13 protein-coding genes, 3 tRNA genes and 1 pseudogene are annotated in these 15,599 nt (G+C 74.0%); 12 read left to right on the top strand and 5 right to left on the bottom strand.

Features of this window, described 5'->3' with window-relative positions; genetic code table 11:
* Positions 1-47 precede the first annotated feature (47 nt).
* From AB0C17_RS01910 to AB0C17_RS01895, 4 genes are all read left to right on the top strand, one after another.
* Positions 48-851 carry a fumarylacetoacetate hydrolase family protein gene (locus AB0C17_RS01910; protein ID WP_210898861.1) on the top strand — a complete coding sequence of 268 codons (804 nt, stop codon included), beginning with the start codon at positions 48-50 and terminating at the stop codon, positions 849-851.
* Between the two features lie 107 nt (positions 852-958).
* Positions 959-1,030 (top strand) — tRNA-Gln (locus AB0C17_RS01905).
* 77 nt (positions 1,031-1,107) lie between these two features.
* Positions 1,108-1,180 (top strand) — tRNA-Glu (locus AB0C17_RS01900).
* A gap of 152 nt (positions 1,181-1,332) precedes the next feature.
* Positions 1,333-1,405 (top strand) — tRNA-Glu (locus AB0C17_RS01895).
* Between the two features lie 320 nt (positions 1,406-1,725).
* Here the strand turns inward: AB0C17_RS01895 and AB0C17_RS01890 are convergent.
* Positions 1,726-2,412, bottom strand: coding sequence for an IclR family transcriptional regulator (locus AB0C17_RS01890; RefSeq protein WP_013284529.1), 687 nt, complete (start codon positions 2,410-2,412; stop codon positions 1,726-1,728).
* Between the two features lie 49 nt (positions 2,413-2,461).
* Between AB0C17_RS01890 and leuC the strand changes: the two genes are divergently transcribed.
* The 4 genes from leuC to AB0C17_RS01870 all read left to right on the top strand — a co-directional run bounded on the left by leuC (position 2,462) and on the right by AB0C17_RS01870 (position 7,456).
* Positions 2,462-3,904, top strand: a complete 1,443-nt coding sequence (leuC, locus tag AB0C17_RS01885; protein ID WP_357388145.1) for a 3-isopropylmalate dehydratase large subunit — start codon at positions 2,462-2,464, stop codon at positions 3,902-3,904.
* A 15-nt stretch (positions 3,905-3,919) separates the two neighbouring features.
* Positions 3,920-4,507, top strand: coding sequence for a 3-isopropylmalate dehydratase small subunit (gene leuD / locus AB0C17_RS01880; protein ID WP_357388143.1), 588 nt, complete (start codon positions 3,920-3,922; stop codon positions 4,505-4,507).
* 160 nt (positions 4,508-4,667) lie between these two features.
* Positions 4,668-5,288, top strand: a complete 621-nt coding sequence (locus AB0C17_RS01875) for an HU family DNA-binding protein (protein ID WP_357388141.1) — start codon at positions 4,668-4,670, stop codon at positions 5,286-5,288.
* Between the two features lie 134 nt (positions 5,289-5,422).
* Positions 5,423-7,456 (top strand): endonuclease/exonuclease/phosphatase family protein, encoded by a 2,034-nt coding sequence (locus AB0C17_RS01870; RefSeq protein ID WP_357467203.1) that lies wholly within the window; start codon positions 5,423-5,425, stop codon positions 7,454-7,456.
* A 34-nt stretch (positions 7,457-7,490) separates the two neighbouring features.
* On the opposite strand, the gene AB0C17_RS01865 is transcribed toward AB0C17_RS01870, so the two are convergent.
* From AB0C17_RS01865 to cofC, 4 genes and pseudogenes are all read right to left on the bottom strand, one after another.
* Complete coding sequence (locus AB0C17_RS01865; RefSeq protein ID WP_357390068.1) at positions 7,491-8,408, bottom strand: NUDIX hydrolase; 918 nt, start codon at positions 8,406-8,408, stop codon at positions 7,491-7,493.
* A gap of 7 nt (positions 8,409-8,415) precedes the next feature.
* A complete protein-coding gene (locus tag AB0C17_RS01860) occupies positions 8,416-10,554 on the bottom strand; it encodes an RNA degradosome polyphosphate kinase (protein ID WP_357390115.1) in 2,139 nt (712 codons plus the stop codon).
* A 216-nt stretch (positions 10,555-10,770) separates the two neighbouring features.
* A complete protein-coding gene (locus AB0C17_RS01855; RefSeq protein ID WP_357390117.1) occupies positions 10,771-10,968 on the bottom strand; it encodes a cold-shock protein in 198 nt (65 codons plus the stop codon).
* Positions 10,969-11,007: 39 nt separating this feature from the next.
* A pseudogene (cofC, locus tag AB0C17_RS01850) lies at positions 11,008-11,616 on the bottom strand (2-phospho-L-lactate guanylyltransferase); the annotation flags it as partial.
* A gap of 96 nt (positions 11,617-11,712) precedes the next feature.
* Here cofC and AB0C17_RS01845 point away from each other — a divergent pair.
* The 4 genes from AB0C17_RS01845 to AB0C17_RS01830 all read left to right on the top strand — a co-directional run bounded on the left by AB0C17_RS01845 (position 11,713) and on the right by AB0C17_RS01830 (position 15,536).
* Positions 11,713-12,438, top strand: coding sequence for a lysophospholipid acyltransferase family protein (locus AB0C17_RS01845; protein ID WP_357390070.1), 726 nt, complete (start codon positions 11,713-11,715; stop codon positions 12,436-12,438).
* The gene (locus AB0C17_RS01840; protein ID WP_013284538.1) at positions 12,435-13,442 is read left to right on the top strand and encodes an NAD(P)H-dependent glycerol-3-phosphate dehydrogenase; all 1,008 of its coding nucleotides are present in this window, start codon (positions 12,435-12,437) and stop codon (positions 13,440-13,442) included. The genes AB0C17_RS01845 and AB0C17_RS01840 overlap by 4 nt, the downstream gene beginning before the upstream one ends.
* Positions 13,443-13,453: 11 nt before the next feature.
* Positions 13,454-14,572: a cystathionine gamma-lyase gene (locus AB0C17_RS01835; RefSeq protein ID WP_357476255.1), complete on the top strand. Its 1,119-nt coding sequence runs from the start codon at positions 13,454-13,456 to the stop codon at positions 14,570-14,572.
* Between the two features lie 172 nt (positions 14,573-14,744).
* A complete protein-coding gene (locus AB0C17_RS01830) occupies positions 14,745-15,536 on the top strand; it encodes a putative protein N(5)-glutamine methyltransferase (protein ID WP_357390074.1) in 792 nt (263 codons plus the stop codon).
* The last annotated feature ends 63 nt before the right edge of the window (positions 15,537-15,599 follow it).

Raw genomic sequence — 15,599 nt, 5'->3', positions numbered from 1 at the left:
CTGCCGGTGTCCGCCGGGCTGCGGCCGGGCGGGGATAGATTGGCCGGGTGCGTATCGCTCGTTTCGCTCATGCCAAGGGAATGTCGTTCGGGGTCGTCGAGGGCGAGCCGGAGGCCGGGCCGCAGGGCCTGACCATCGCCGAGATCGAGGGCCACCCGTTCGGACAGATCCAGTTCTCCGGCGCCCGCTGGGCGCTCTCCGACGTCCGGCTGCTGTCGCCGATCCTGCCCAGCAAGGTGGTGTGTGTCGGCCGCAACTACGCCGAACACGCCGCCGAACACGGCAGCGAGGTGCCGAAGGAGCCGCTGCTCTTCCTCAAGCCGTCCACCTCGGTGATCGGCCCACGCGACGCCATCCGTCTGCCGATCTTCTCCAAGCAGGTCGAGCACGAGGCGGAACTCGCCGTGGTGATCGGCGCCCCGGGCGCCCGCCGGGCCGACCGGGCCGCCGCCGAACGGGCCATCTTCGGCTACACCTGCGCCAACGACGTCACCGCGCGGGACCTCCAGCGTTCCGACGGGCAGTGGACCCGCGCCAAGGGCTTCGACTCGTTCTGCCCGATCGGGCCGTGGATCACCACCGGGCTCGACGTCAGCGATCTGGAGATCCGCTGTGAGGTGGGCCGCAACCCGGAGGAGATGGAGGTACGCCAGATCGGCCGGACCAAGGACATGGTGTTCGACGTACCGGGGCTGGTGTCGTACATCTCGCACGTGATGACGCTGCTGCCCGGCGACGTGGTCCTGACCGGCACGCCGGCGGGGGTTAGCCCGCTCACCGAGGGGGATACGGTCACCGTGCGGATCCAGGGGATCGGGGAGCTCAGCAACCCTGTCGTCCCGGTCGCCTGATTCGGTCCGATGCCTCGTTTCCGCTGGTCAGATGGGGTTCGAGGGGTTGGATTTGGCCTGTCGGCACCGGGAGGGTAAAGTTCATTCCCGGCGCCGCAAGGGGCCAATGGGGTATGGGGTAATTGGCAGCCCGACTGATTCTGGTTCAGTTAGTCTAGGTTCGAGTCCTGGTACCCCAGCGCAACCGAGGGTTCGCAAGAACCCTCGGACGCTGGATTCCGGCAGCTCACCGCTGGCGGAGTGCAATGAAGGTTCTGGCCCCGTCGTCTAGCGGCCCAGGACGCCGCCCTCTCAAGGCGGTAGCGCCGGTTCGAATCCGGTCGGGGCTACAGCACCGACTGCCCGTCCCGTTGTCCGGGGCGGGCTTTCTGCTGTCCGGCCCCCGTGCGCAAGGGGGTGACCCCCTCCGCGTGACGCCGGACGGATGCCGCTAGACTACTGCCACGCCGCCCGGCAGGGCGGTGAAGCACGAAAAGTGCCTGGCCCCGTCGTCTAGCGGCCCAGGACGCCGCCCTCTCAAGGCGGTAGCGCCGGTTCGAATCCGGTCGGGGCTACGTCATCGAACGGCCCGTCTCGCGTCGAGCGAGGCGGGCCGTTCCGCATTCCCACCCCCGCCCGCCCCGGCCCCGCCCCGTGCCCACCCCGCCCCGCCCCGGCCCTCCCCCCGGTGATCAAGGAGTTTGGGTCACCCTTGCCGCCCCGATACGCCGCAAACTCCTTGATCAGGGGCGGGGGGAGGGGTGGGCGTGTCGCCGTTCCGGGCAAGCGAAGATCTTGGTACGAAACGGCCCCTGGAGGGACTGAACAGTCCCTCCAGGGGCCGTTTCGTACCAAGATCTCGCAGCCGGGCAGCCGGGCAGCCGGGCAGCCGGGGTTAGAGGCCGGAGAGGCGCTGGCCGGCCCGGACGACGGCCATGGCGTGGCGTTCGCCGGGGCGGCGGCCGAGGCGCTCGATCGGGCCGGAGATGCTGATCGCGGCGATCACCCGGCCGGTGCGGTCGCGGATCGGCGCTGAGACGCTCGCCACACCCGCCTCCCGCTCGGCGACGCTCTGGGCCCAGCCACGCCGCCGCACCTCGGCCAGCGTGCGGCCGGTGAACTTGGAGCGGGGGAGCAGCGGCATGACCGCCTCCGGGGGCTCCCAGGCCAGCAGGATCTGCGCCGCCGAACCGGCTGTCATCGGCAGCACCGAGCCGACCGGGACGGTGTCCCGCAGGCCGCTGGCGCGCTCGGCGGCGGCCACGCAGATCCGCTCGTCGGCGCGGCGCAGGTAGAGCTGGGCGCTTTCGCCGGTGGCGTCCCGTAGCGCGGCGAGCAGCGGCTCGGCGGCGGTCAGCAGCACGTCCGGGGCCGCGTTCGCCAACTCGCCCAGGCGTGGACCCGGGCGCCAGCGCCCCTGGGTGTCCCGGACGAGCATCCGGTGGATCTCCAGCGCCTGTGCCAGCCGGTGCGCGGTGGCCCGGGGCAGCTTGGTGCGTTCAACGAGTTCGGCCAGGCTGGCGCCGTCGACGCAGGCGGCCAGGATGACCACCGCCTTGTCGAGAACGCCGACACCGCTCATACTGTGTCCCACAAGCCGAAATTTACCTCCCAGAATTTAGGATGTCCAGATGGTGGGAGTCACTCAACCGAGGACCCTGGCCGAGAAGGTCTGGGACGCACACGTGGTCCGCTCCGCCGACGGCGAGCCGGACCTGCTCTTCATCGACCTGCACCTGCTGCACGAGGTGACCAGCCCGCAGGCGTTCGACGGGCTGCGTCTGGCCGGGCGCGGGGTCCGCCGTACCGACCTGACGATCGCGACCGAGGACCACAACACCCCGACCGGGTACGACGACCCGGCGTTCCGCTCCCGGCGCGGCGACCTGCTCACGATCGCGGACCCCACCTCCCGCACCCAGATCGAGACGCTGCGCCGCAACTGCGCCGAGTTCGGCATCCGCCTGCACCCGCTGGGCGACGAGAACCAGGGCATCGTGCACGTCATCGGCCCGCAGCTGGGCCTCACCCAGCCCGGCATGACGATCGTCTGCGGCGACTCGCACACCGCCACCCACGGCGCGTTCGGGGCGCTGGCGTTCGGCATCGGCACCAGTGAGGTCGAACACGTCCTGGCCACGCAGACGCTGCCCCAGGCCCGCCCGAAGACCATGGCCGTGAACGTCGTCGGCGAGCTGGCGCCCGGCGTCACCGCCAAGGACCTGGTGCTCGCGCTGATCGCGCAGGTCGGCACCGGCGGCGGGCGCGGACACATCGTCGAGTACCGGGGCGAGGCGATCCGCGACCTCTCGATGGAGGGGCGGATGACGATCGCGAACATGTCCATCGAGTGGGGTGCCAAGGCCGGCATGATCGCGCCGGACGAGACCACGTTCGCGTACCTGAAGGGGCGGCCCAACGCTCCCCAGGGCGACGACTGGGACGCGGCGCTGGAGTACTGGCGGACGCTGCCCACCGACGAGGGCGCGACCTTCGACACCGAGGTCACGCTGGACGCGAGCCGGATCACGCCGTTCGTCACCTGGGGCACCAACCCCGGGCAGGGCGTGCCGCTGGGCGCCGCCGTGCCGAGCCCGGAGGACTTCGTCACGGAGCCGGAGCAGGTAGCCGCCCGGCGGGCCCTGGAGTACATGGACCTCACCCCGGGCACGCCGCTGCGCGACCTCGCGGTGGACGTGGTGTTCGTCGGCTCCTGCACCAACGGCCGCCTGGAGGACCTGCGGGCCGCCGCCGAGGTGCTGCGCGGGCGGCGGGTCGCCGAGGGCGTACGCATGCTCGTGGTCCCCGGCTCCGCCGCGGTCCGGGAGGCGGCCGAGATCGAGGGGCTGGACAAGGTCTTCACCGACGCCGGCGCCGAGTGGCGCTTCGCCGGATGCTCGATGTGCCTGGGCATGAACCCGGACACCCTGAAGCCGGGCCAGCGCTCCGCCTCGACCTCCAACCGCAACTTCGAGGGACGGCAGGGCCGGGGCGGGCGTACGCACCTGGTGTCCCCGCCGGTCGCCGCCGCCACCGCGGTGGTCGGCCGCCTGGCCGCTCCCGCCGACCTGTAGAAGGGCAGCCGAGAGATGGACAAGTTCACCACCCACACCGGCACGGCCGTGCCGCTGCGCCGATCCAACGTGGACACCGACCAGATCATCCCGGCGGTGTACCTCAAGCGGGTGACCCGGACCGGTTTCGCCGACGGGCTGTTCAGCGCGTGGCGGGAGGACCCGGCATTCGTGCTCAACGATCCGGCTCATTCGGGCGCGTCGATTCTGATCGCCGGTCCCGAGTTCGGCACCGGATCCTCCCGGGAGCATGCCGTCTGGGCGCTGCGGGACTGGGGCTTCCGGGCCGTCATCTCGCCTCGCTTCGGCGACATCTTCCGGGGCAACGCGCTCAAGGAAGGACTCCTTCCGGTAGAGCTGGAATTGAAAGCCGTCGAGGAACTGTGGGGCCTCGTGGAATCGGAGCCGAGCACTCCGATCACTGTCGACCTCGCCGCCCGCCAGGTCCGCGCCGGGGACGCCACCTGGGCCTTCCCGCTGGACGACCACAGCCGCTGGCGGTTGATGGAGGGCTTGGATGACATTGGACTCACCCTCCGGCACCAGGCCGAGATCAGTGCCTTCGAGGCGTCCCGGCCGTCGTTCCTGCCGTCGGTAGCCTGACCGCAGACGGCTTCTCGCCCCCACCGGTGTATCCGGTGGGGGCGAATCCGTTGCGACACAAGGGCTTTTTTCCACCGAATGTTTGTGTCCAGGCAGCACAGGGCATACCGTGCGCGCAGAATGGCTCGCGTCGAGTCAGTTGCACAATCGGGAGGAAGTCGTGAACAAGGCCGAGCTCATCGAGGCGCTCGCCGTTCGCCTGGGGGACCGGAAGACGGCGACGGCCGCGCTCGACGCGGTTCTCGCTGAGGTCCAGGCGGCGGTCACCAAGGGCGAGAAGGTGGCGATCACCGGTTTCGGAGCGTTCGAGAAGCGCGTCCGGGGAGCCCGAACAGCGCGCAATCCGCGAACCGGCGAGGCGGTGAAGGTCAAGAAGACCTCCGTCCCGACGTTCCGGGCCGGCGCGGGCTTCAAGGAGATGGTGGCCAGCGGCAAGGTGCCGAAGGACACCGCCGCCGCGAAGAAGACCACCGGGGCCGCCAAGGCGACGGCGGCGAAGACCACCGGCGCCGCGAAGAAGACCACGGCGGCGAAGGCCACCAAGACCACCGCGACCAAGAAGGCCGCGCCGGCGAAGAAGGCCGCCGCGACCAAGACCACGGCGGCGAAGAAGACCACGGCGGCGAAGTCCACCGCGGCGAAGAAGACCACCGCGGCGAAGAAGACCACCGCCGCCAAGAAGACGACCGCGGCGAAGTCCGCCACGGCCAAGAAGACGACGGCGGCGAAGAAGGCCCCCGCGAAGAAGGCGCCGGCCAAGAAGGCCGCCACCCGGCGCTGACCGGACGACCCGGCAGAGGGCGCCCACCGTTCGCGGTGGGCGCCCTTTCGCACGGGTACGCGTTGACCACCCGCCGTCGCGCGCCGCAGAATCGCCGTGCCGAAAACCCCCGTCGGTCACGAGAAGAGGCGCCCGTGCGGCACCGTCACCTCTCCACCCTCACGCTCGCGCTCGGTATCGCGGTTCTGCTGGACGTGCTGCGAGTCTGGCTGCCGTCGGTCATCACCCTGTTCGGGCGGGCCGCCGAGACGCCCGCCGAGCTGCTCGGCGCGTTCGCGCTCGGCTGGTTCCTGCTGGCCCTCGCCGCGCCCACGCTCGTACGCCGCGTCGGCGCCGGCCCGGTCGGACTCGTCGCCGCGGGTGTGCTGGCGGCGGCCCGGCTGGCGCTCACCGCGCAACCGGGCGGCCCGGCCCAACTCTGGCTGGCCTGCGCCGGACTGCTCGCCGGCCTGGTCTGGCTCGCCGCTGTCGCCGCGTCGGCAGCGCGACCGGTTGCCGGGCTGGCGCTCGGTCTGGCCGGCAACGCCGTCGGCCACGCCCTGCTGGGCACCGAGGATCTGGTGTGGCGCGGCGGGACGCTCGGCTGGAGCCTGAGCGTCCTGCTGGTGTCGGCGTTCCTGGCCGCGTCCACTGCGGCGCGGCGCGAGCGGACGGCCGCGCCGGCGGACGTGAGGGACGGGGAGCGGACGGCCGCGCCGGCGGACGTGAGGGACGGGGAGCGGACGGCCGCGCCGGCGGATGTGAGCGACGGGGAGCGGACGGCCGCCCCGGCGGCGGATGTGGTGGACGGCGACGCCGGGCCGCGCGCGCCCACCCCGGGCCGCCGGGCCTGGCTGCTGTGCGGGCCGGCGCTGTTGCTGGCCGGCCAGGTGGCGCTCGTCCCGGCGCTGTGGAGCGCCGCCGCCGGTGGCGGATCGCCCGACTTCCCCGGCCTGGCCCGCCCCGGCAACGGCGCCCTGCCGGGCGCGCTCGCGGTGCTGCTGTTCCTGGCGACGGCGTTGTTCCGGGCACCGATGCGCCTGGCCCGGGTGGTGTGGCCGCTGGCGCTGCTCGCCGGTTCGGTGCTGTTCGTGGCCGGGCGTCTCGTCCCGGCGTACCTGCTCACCGCCGCCGGCCTCGGCGGCTGCCTGGCGCTCACCGACTCGGCCGCCGACGACGACCGGGCCGCCGACGACGGGCGGGCGGGGGCGCGGCGCGGGCGGGCGGCGGCGCTCGGGATGCTGGTGTTCGCGGTGGCCACGGTGGCCTACTACGCCGCCTACGACCTGGGGTACCCCAACGGGTGGGCACCGGTCGCCACGGCCGTCCTGGTGGCTCTGGTGGCGGTCGGCGCGTCCCTCCGGCCCGGCGTGACGTCATCCGCCCCGGCGCTGCCCACCACGGCCCGGGTGGCGGCCCTGGGCGGCCTGACGGCGCTGGCCGGGCTCGCCGCCACGCTGCACGTGCCGCCCACCACCGCCCGGGCCGCCACCACCCCGGCGGCGGTGCGGGTCGCCGCGTACAACATCCGGATGGGATTCGGCCTGGACGGCCGGCTGGACCTGGACGCGGTGGCCCGGGAACTGCGCGGCGCGGACGTGATCCTGCTCAGCGAGGTCGACCGGGGCTGGTGGCTCAACGGCGGCCACGACACGCTGGCGTCGCTGGCCGGGCGGCTGGGGATGCCGTACGTCTTCGCGCCCGCCGCCGACCCGGTCTGGGGCGACGCGGTGCTCAGCCGCTTCCCGGCGCGCTCCGGGCAGACCCGGCGGCTGACCGCGCACGGTGCGCCGACCGGTGCGCAGGCGCTCGGCGTCACGCTCGACCTCGGCGGCCGGGAACTGGCAGTGGTGGCCACGCACCTGCAACCGCCGCCCGGCCGGGATCCGGTCGAGCAGGCGGGCGAGGTGGCCGCGTTCGCCGGCCGGTACGCGAACGGCCGTCCACTGGTGCTCGGCGGCGACCTGAACACCGAGCCGGACGACCCGGCGTTCGCCGAGTTCACCCGCGCGGGTCTGGTGGACGCGCTGGGGCCGGCCCGGCCGTTGCGGACCAGCCCGGCCGACGATCCGCGCACCCAGATCGACCACGTCTTCGTCTCGCCGGGCCTGACCGCCACCGAGGTACGCGCACCGCGCACCGAGGCCAGCGACCACCTCCCGGTGACGCTCACCGTCACGCTGCCCTGAGGGCCGCCACCACCGGCGCCGGCCGCGGCAGGTCTCACAACCGGTCGGGGAGGACCAGCCGGTCACCGGCGAACGGCAGCAGCCAGCCGCCGCCCTTGGCGGTGGTGAAGTCGTCGTCCACGCGGCCGGTGAGCCGTTCCAGCGCGCCCGGGATCACCTTGCCCTGGCTGCACACCGCCACCGTCCCGGCGGCCTGCGCCAGCGCGGTCAGCCGCGCCGCGGCCGCCAGCGCGCACTCCTCGGCCTGCTGGCCCGGCACCGGCTCGTCGAAGTCGCCGCAGACCTCGATCGGCAGGTCCAGCCGGGCCGCCGCCGGGTCCAGCGTCTGCACGCAACGCCGGGCCGAGGCGGAGAACAGGTGCGCCGGGCGGACCAGCGCGACCAGCGGGACCAGCGCCCGCGCCTGCGCCCAGCCCTGCTCGTCCAGCGGGCGGCCGTGGTCCGGGCCGGTCCAGGTGCCGCGCTTGCCGGCGTGCGCGTGCCGGACCAGCAGCACCGTCGCGGTGACCGGCGGCAGCGGCGCGAACGCGGCGATCACCTCGGCGTCGTGCGGGTAGCTGACGCGGCGTACCGCGTCGTCGACCGGGAACCAGGCCACGTCGTCGACCTCGGTGCCGGGCTGGAAACCGCCGGTGCCGACGGCCCGCATGGACCAGTAGTCGACCGCCTTGGCGTGGCCCTCGCTGCGGTAGCGGACCGTGGGCAGGCGTACCTGCGGCACGGCGCGTACGTCGGTCTCCTCGGCCACCTCCCGGACGGCGGCCACGAGCGGGTGCTCGCCGCGGTCCAGCTTGCCCTTCGGCAGCGACCAGTCGCCGTACCGGGGGCGGTGCACCAGGCACACCTCGACGCCGGCCGGACCCGGGCGCCACACCACGCCGCCCGCGGCCCGGATCCGTACCGGTTCGCCGTCGCTCACCCGCTCACCGTATGCCCGCCCGCCACGCGCCACGGCCCGCTCAGTCCGCCCGTCCGCCGACCCGGCGCAGCAACAGATCCTGCAGGTGGGTGAGCGGTGTGTGGCCGTCCCCGGTACGGCGGTGCCAGGTGCCGTCCGGGGCCAGCTCGAACGCGTCCACGTCGGGATCGAACGCGGCGGTGAGGACGTGGTCCAGTTCGGCCCGGGCCACCGGGTCGCTCACCTGCACCAGCGCCTCCACCCGGCGGTCCAGGTTGCGGTGCATCAGGTCGGCCGAGCCCATCCAGAACTCGGCGTCGCCGTTGTTGCCGAACCGGAAGATCCGGGAGTGTTCCAGGAACCGGCCGAGGATCGAACGGACCCGGATGTTCTCCGACAGCCCCGGCACACCCGGCCGCAGCGTGCACATGCCCCGGATCAGCAGGTCCACGTGCACGCCGGCCCGCGACGCGCGGTAGAGCGCGTCAGTGATCTCCTCGTCCACCAGGGAGTTCACCTTGAACTGCACCAGCCCGGGCATGCCCAGCCGGACGTGTTCGATCTCCCTGTCGATGCGTTCGATCAGGCCGCTGCGGATGCCCTGCGGCGCCACCAGCAGCCGCCGGAACGCGGTCTGCCGGCTGTAGCCGGTGAGCACGTTGAACAGGTCGGTCAGGTCGGCGCCGATCTCCGGGTCGGCGGTGAGCATGCCGAAGTCCTCGTAGAGCCGGGCCGTCTTCGGGTGGTAGTTGCCGGTGCCGATGTGGCAGTAGCGGCGGATCTGGTTGCCCTCCTGGCGTACCACCAGTGCGGTCTTGCAGTGCGTCTTGAGCCCCACCAGGCCGTACACCACATGGCAGCCGGCCCGTTCCAGCGTGCGCGCCCAGCCGATGTTCGCCACCTCGTCGAAGCGCGCCTTCAGCTCCACCAGCACCACCACCTGCTTGCCGGCGGCGGCGGCGTCGACGAGCGCGTCCACGATCGGGGAGTCGCCGCTGGTGCGGTAGAGCGTCTGCTTGATGGCGAGCACGTTCGGGTCGGCCGCCGCCTGCTCGACGAAGCGCTGCACGCTGGTGGCGAACGAGTGGTACGGGTGGTGCACCAGCACGTCGCCGTCGCGCAGTGTGGCGAAGACGCTGCGCGGCACCTCGCCCTCGGCCAGCCGCGGATGGGTGGCCGGCACGAACGGCGGGTCCTTCAGGTCGGGCCGGTCGGCCTCGCCGTAGAGCTGCCAGAGCGCGGAGAGGTCGAGCAGGCCCCGCACCCGCAGCACGTCGTGGCCGTCCATGTCCAGCTCGCGGACCAGCAGCTCCAGCATGTGGTCGGAGATGGAGGCGGCCACCTCCAGGCGTACCGGCGGGCCGAACCGGCGCCGGGCCAGTTCCCGTTCCAGCGCCTGGAGCAGGTCCTCGTCGCGGTCCTCGTCCACCTCCACCTCGGCGTTGCGGGTCACCCGGAACAGGTGGCACTCGACCACCTGCATGCCGGAGAACAACTGGCCCAGGTGCACCGAGATCAGGTCCTCGACCGGCAGGAACCGCACGCCCGGCTGGTCGCGGTGCACCCGGACGAACCGGGGCACGTTGTTCGGCACCTTGACCCGGGCGAACAGCTCCGAGCCGCCGTCCGGGTCGCGTACCGACACGGCCAGGTTCAGCGACCGGCCGGAGATGTACGGGAACGGGTGCGCCGGGTCGACGGCCAGCGGGGTGAGCACCGGGAAGATGTGCTCCCGGAACCAGGTGCGCAGCCGCTCCCGCTCGGCGTCGTCCAGGTCGCTCCAGCGCAGGATGCGGATGTCCTCGGCGGCGAGCTTCGGCAGCACGTCGTCGACCAGGCAGGCGGCGTGCCGGGCGACCAGCCCGGCCGCCTTCTCGGTGATCAGTTCGAGCTGGGTGCGCAGCGGCAGCCGGTCACCGCCGCGTACGGGCAGGCCGGCGGAGAGCCGCCGCTTCAACCCGGCCACCCGGACCATGTAGAACTCGTCCAGGTTGCTGGCGAAGATGGCCAGGAACTTCGCCCGTTCCAGCAGCGGGGTGCGCGGGTCCTCGGCGAGCGCCAGCACCCGGGCGTTGAAGTCGAGCCAGGACAGCTCCCGGTTGAGGAAGCGGTCCTCCGGCAGCGGCGGCACGGCCGGCGGGGCGGCGTCGGCGGCGGACTCGTCGGCCGGGCCCTCGACCGGGTCGAGCGGCTCGTCCAGCCCGGTCGCGCCGGCCGCGTCCGGGTCGGCGCCGAGGCGCTCCTCCGGGGGCCGGGTCTGGCGGAACCGCCCGTCCGGGCCCCGGGTGGGGTGGCCGTTGCGGGGCGTGCCGGGGTCGAGGATCGGCGGCGGACCGTCGGGGTGCTCGCGAGGGGTGCTCACCACCTCATGATTCCCCGAAGAGGGTGAACGGAAAATGAACTCGGGCCAGGTTGTTCACGCCATCGTCGGCAAGGTCACCCGGATCACCTCGCCGTCGGCGTCCCGCTCGATCCGGACACGCTGCCCCAATCGGAGCAGCCGCAACCCGGAGGCGTCGAACGCGCGGGCCGGGAACGCCAGTTCGGTGCCGTCGTCGAGCAGCAGCACACCGCTGCGGGTCGACGCGTCGTAGGTCGCCACCGTGCCCTGCATGCCAGCACCGTACCGGAACGCTCCGGCGACCCGGTCCAGCAGCGCCGCGGTGCGCGGCCCCACGCCCAGCCCGGCGGCGTCGGCCAGGTCGGCCGGGGTGTCCACGTCCCGGCGCAGGCTGGGCCAGTCACCGGCCAGCGGCAGCGCCCCGCTCGCCGCGTGCGCGGCGGCCGAGCCCGGCCCGAACTCCGGCGCCAGCGGCACCCCGGCCGGCGCGGCGAGCAGCACCGTGCCCGTGCCGGGGGCGTCCGCCACGAACCCGCGTACCCCCTGGGTGGCCCGCAGCGCGGCGGCCAGGTCGGCCGGTCGCAGCGCCGGCAGGTCGGCGGTCAGGCCGGCCACGGCGGCGCGCGGCCCGGCCACTGCCGCGCCATGCCGCAACGCCGCGTTCAGCCCGCCGCCGGGGTCGCCGACGACGCGGGCGCCGGCCGCGCCCGCCACCGCGCCCACCGACGGGTCGTCGGTGACCACGAGCACCCCGGCGACCGCCGGGCACGCCCGCACCGCGCGCAGCGTGTCGGCCGCCAGGGCCAGGGCCAGCTCCTCATGGGGTACGCCGGGCAGCGCGCCCCGCAGCCGGCTCTTCGCCGCTGCCAGGCGCTTCACCGGCGTCACCACGGTCCAGCGGGCCTCAGACACGCCGACCATCCTGCCAGCGGAGAGCGCTGGTACCCGCACTGGCCGCAGCGGGGGCGAACAGGCATGATTCTGTGCCGGGGCGCGTGGGCGGATCGAGGAGGCACAGTGGCACGGCGGAGGCTGGGGTTCTGGCGACGACTCGCCGTGGTGCTGGTGAAACCGCTGATGACGGTCTGGACCCGGCGCACCTGGCGGGGCATGGAGCACCTGCGCCACGACGGCGGCGTGATCCTCGTGCCCAACCACATCTCGCACGCCGACCCGCTGGTGGTCGCGCACTACATCTACGACGCCGGGCGCTGGCCGCGCTTCCTCGGCAAGGCGAGCGTGTTCCGGGTGCCGGTGGTCGGCGGGATCCTGCACCGGTGCCAGCAGATCCCGGTCGAGCGCGGCACCGTCGAGGCGGTCAAGTCGCTGGACAAGCTGGTCGCCGCGCTGGCCGAGGGGGGCGCGGTGGTGATCTACCCGGAGGGCACCACCACCCGCGAGCCGGACCTGTGGCCGATGAAGGGCAAGACCGGCGCGGCCCGGCTGGCGCTGGCCACCGGCGCCCCGGTGGTCCCGATCGCCATGGTCGGCCCGGAACGGATGTTCGACCCGCGTACGGCCCGGTTCGGGCTGCGTCCGCGTACCCCGGTGACGGTGATCGCCGGACCGCCGGTGGACCTGAGCCCCTGGGCCGGCGCCACGCCGACCCGGCCGATCCTGGAGGAGATGACGGACACCATCATGCTGCGCATCCGGGATCTGGTCGCGGAGATCCGCGGCGGCACGCCACCGCCGCTCTGGCAGCGGCCCGCCCGCACCGGCACCCGGGAGGTCACCGAATGAGCGGGCACGTCGCCGTGCTGGGCGCCGGTTCCTGGGGGACCGCGTTCGCCAAGATCCTCGCCGACGCCGGGCGGGACGTCACGGTCCTGGCCCGCCGGGCCGCGGTGGCCGAGGCGATCCGGACCGGGCGGCACAACCCGGAGTACCTGCCGGGGATCCGCCTGCCCGAGCGGGTGACCGCCACCGGCGACGCCGCCGAGGCGATCGAGGGGGCCGAGGTGGTGGTGCTCTCGGTGCCCTCGCAGACGCTGCGCGGCAACCTCGCCGACTGGACGCCGTACCTGGCGCCGGACGCCACGCTAGTGTCGCTGATGAAGGGCATCGAGCTGGGCACCACCAAGCGGATGAGCCAGGTGATCACGGAGACCGCCGGGGTGCCCGCCGACCGGGTGGTGGTCGTCTCCGGGCCCAACCTGGCACCGGAGATCGCCGCCGAGCAGCCGGCCGCCACTGTGGTCGCGGGCACCGACAGCCGCCGCACCGCGCTGGTACAGGCGTCCATCCGTACGCCGTACTTCCGCCCGTACACGAACGACGACGTGATCGGCTGCGAGCTGGGCGGCGCGGTGAAGAACGTGATCGCGCTGGCGTACGGCATCGCCACCGCGATGGGCTTCGGCGACAACACCCGGGCCATGCTGATGACCCGCGGCCTGGCCGAGACCGCCCGGCTGGGCGTGGCGCTCGGCGCCGACCCGATCACGTTCGCCGGGCTGGCCGGCATGGGTGACCTGGTCGCCTCCTGCTCGTCGCCGATGGCCCGCAACCGCACCTTCGGCGAGCACCTGGGCCGGGGGGAGACGCTGGAGCAGGCCCAGGCGGCCACCCGGCAGACCGCCGAGGGCGTCAAGAGCTGCCTGGCCATCCGCGACCTGGCCCGGGCGCACGGGGTGGAGATGCCGATCACCGAGCAGATCGAGCGGATCTGTCACGAGGGGATGGATCCGCGCCTGGCGGTGGACGCGCTGATGAGCCGTACCGCCAAGCCCGAGTCGTACGAGTGAGCGGAGCCGGGATGAGCAGCGAGCACTGGGGTGACGGGACGCGCAGCGTGCACGCCGGCCTGCCGGACGCCGTACCGGGGCAGCCGTTCCTGCCCGGCCCGGTCTTCGCCGCGCCGTACCACCTGGACCCGCAGCGCGGCCCGTCGGCGGCGGCGGACGGGTACGGCCGGCCGGACAACCCGACCCGGCGGCTGCTGGAGACGGCGATCGGCGAGCTGGAGGGCGGCGACTGCCGCGTCTTCGCCAGCGGCCAGGCCGCCATCACCGGGCTGCTGCTGACAGTGCTGCGTCCCGGTGACACCGTGCTCCTGCCCGCCGACGGCTACTACGCGGTGCGCTCGTTCGCCTCGGACACCCTGGAACGGCTCGGCGTACGCGTGGTGCTCGTGCCGACCGCCGGGCCGTACCCGTCGTTCGAGGGTGTGCGGCTGGTGCTGCTGGAGACCCCGGCGAACCCCGGCCTGGACGTCGTCGACGTCGCGGCGGTGGCCGGGGCCGCGCACGCCGCCGGCGCGCTGGTGGCGGTGGACAACACCACCGCCACGCCGCTCGGGCAGCGCCCGCTGGACCTCGGCGCGGACGTGGTGGTCGCCTCCGGCACCAAGGCGCTGACCGGCCACTCGGACCTGCTGCTGGGCTACCTGGCCACCCGGGACGCCGGGCTGCGGGACGCGGCGACAACCTGGCGCAACGCCACCGGCGCAGTGCCGGGTGCGTTCGACTGCTGGCTGGCCCACCGGTCACTGGCCACGCTGGACCTGCGGCTGGCCCGGCAGACCGCGAACGCGGGGGCGCTGGCCGACCTGCTCGCGGCCCGCCCGGACGTCACCGGCGTGCGGTGGCCCGGCCGGCCGGACGACCCGGCGTACCCGGTCGCGTCGGCACAGATGCGCCGCGTGCCGGGCGTGCTCTCGTTCGACCTGGGCGACGAGGGCCGGGTGGCCCGCTTCCTCGGCGCCTCGCGGCTGGTGGCCGCCGCGACCTCGTTCGGCGGGCTGCACACCACTGCCGACCGGCGGGCCCAGTGGGGCGACGCCACGACGCCGGGCTTCGTGCGGTTCTCCTGCGGCGTCGAGGACACCGCCGACCTGCTCGCCGACGTGGCCGCCGCGCTCGACGCGGCGGGCTGACGGCGTACCGGCCGCTGGGCTATCGTGACGGGCAGCCACGGCCCGTGCGGCCCCGACCCGAGGAGGTGAGTCCGATCCACAAGCAGAGGACCGGCGCTCCCTCCGAGTCCGCGTCGCCTCGGGGCTGAGGCGACGCCGGGGGCGCCGACGAGCGCTTCCCGAAAGGCTTGCCATGGCATCCACCGTGTTCACCCCCGATCGTCCGGCCCTCGTCCGGCGGCTGCGCGCCGCCGGCTGCGTCTTCGCCGAGGACGAGGCGGACCTGCTGATCGCCGCCGCCGACTCGGCGCAGGCGTTGACCCGGCTGGTCGACCGTCGCGTCGCCGGCCTGCCGCTGGAGCACCTGCTCGGCTGGGCCGAGTTCTGCGGCCGGCGGATCGCCGTACACCCGGGGGTCTTCGTGCCGCGGGGTCGTACCGCGCTGCTGGTCGACGCGGCGGCGGCGCTGGCCGGGCCGGCGCCGGCGGTGCTCGACCTGTGCTGCGGCTCCGGTGCCGCCGCGGTGGTGCTGCACGAGCGGCTCGCGCCCCGCTGGCTGGCCGCCGCCGACATCGACCCGGTGGCGGTGGCCTGCGCCCGGCGCAACCTCGAACCACTCGGTGTCCCGGTCTACCAGGGCGACCTGTTCGACGCGCTGCCGGCCGGCCGGCGTGGGCGGCTGGACCTGGTGGTGGCGAACGCGCCGTATGTGCCGACCGCCGCGGTGTCCTCGCTGCCGGCCGAGGCACGCCTGTACGAGGCGCCGGTGGCCCTGGACGGCGGCGCGGACGGCCTGGCCGTGTTGCGCCGGGTCGCCTCCGGCGCGGCCGAATGGCTCGCCCCGGGCGGGCACGTCGTGGTCGAGACGAGCGTCGCGCAGGCCCCGGAACTGTGCGCCGTGTTCACCGCCGCCGGGCTCGACCCGGACGTGGTACGCGACGAGGAGTGGGAGGCCACGGCGGTCACCGCCCGCCGTGCCGGCTGACCGCCACGGGGAGTCCGCGCGGGGGCGTGGCGGGTGGCCCGGGCGGGAACTAGCCTCGGGTCA

Source organism: Micromonospora sp. NPDC048887 (genome assembly GCF_040649715.1).
Lineage (GTDB): Bacteria > Actinomycetota > Actinomycetes > Mycobacteriales > Micromonosporaceae > Micromonospora.
The sequence above is the reverse complement of the archived record's forward strand: the minus strand, read 5'-3'. Positions and strand labels throughout refer to the sequence as shown.

Coding starts and splice junctions, on each gene's coding strand:
- AB0C17_RS01890 (WP_013284529.1), bottom strand. CDS start 2,412: ATGAGCGGTGTCGGCGTTCTCGACAAGGCGGTGGTCATCCTGGCCGCC.
- leuC (WP_357388145.1), top strand. CDS start 2,462: ATGGTGGGAGTCACTCAACCGAGGACCCTGGCCGAGAAGGTCTGGGAC.
- leuD (WP_357388143.1), top strand. CDS start 3,920: ATGGACAAGTTCACCACCCACACCGGCACGGCCGTGCCGCTGCGCCGA.
- AB0C17_RS01855 (WP_357390117.1), bottom strand. CDS start 10,968: ATGCAGGGCACGGTGGCGACCTACGACGCGTCGACCCGCAGCGGTGTG.
- AB0C17_RS01840 (WP_013284538.1), top strand. CDS start 12,435: ATGAGCGGGCACGTCGCCGTGCTGGGCGCCGGTTCCTGGGGGACCGCG.
- AB0C17_RS01835 (WP_357476255.1), top strand. CDS start 13,454: ATGAGCAGCGAGCACTGGGGTGACGGGACGCGCAGCGTGCACGCCGGC.
- AB0C17_RS01830 (WP_357390074.1), top strand. CDS start 14,745: ATGGCATCCACCGTGTTCACCCCCGATCGTCCGGCCCTCGTCCGGCGG.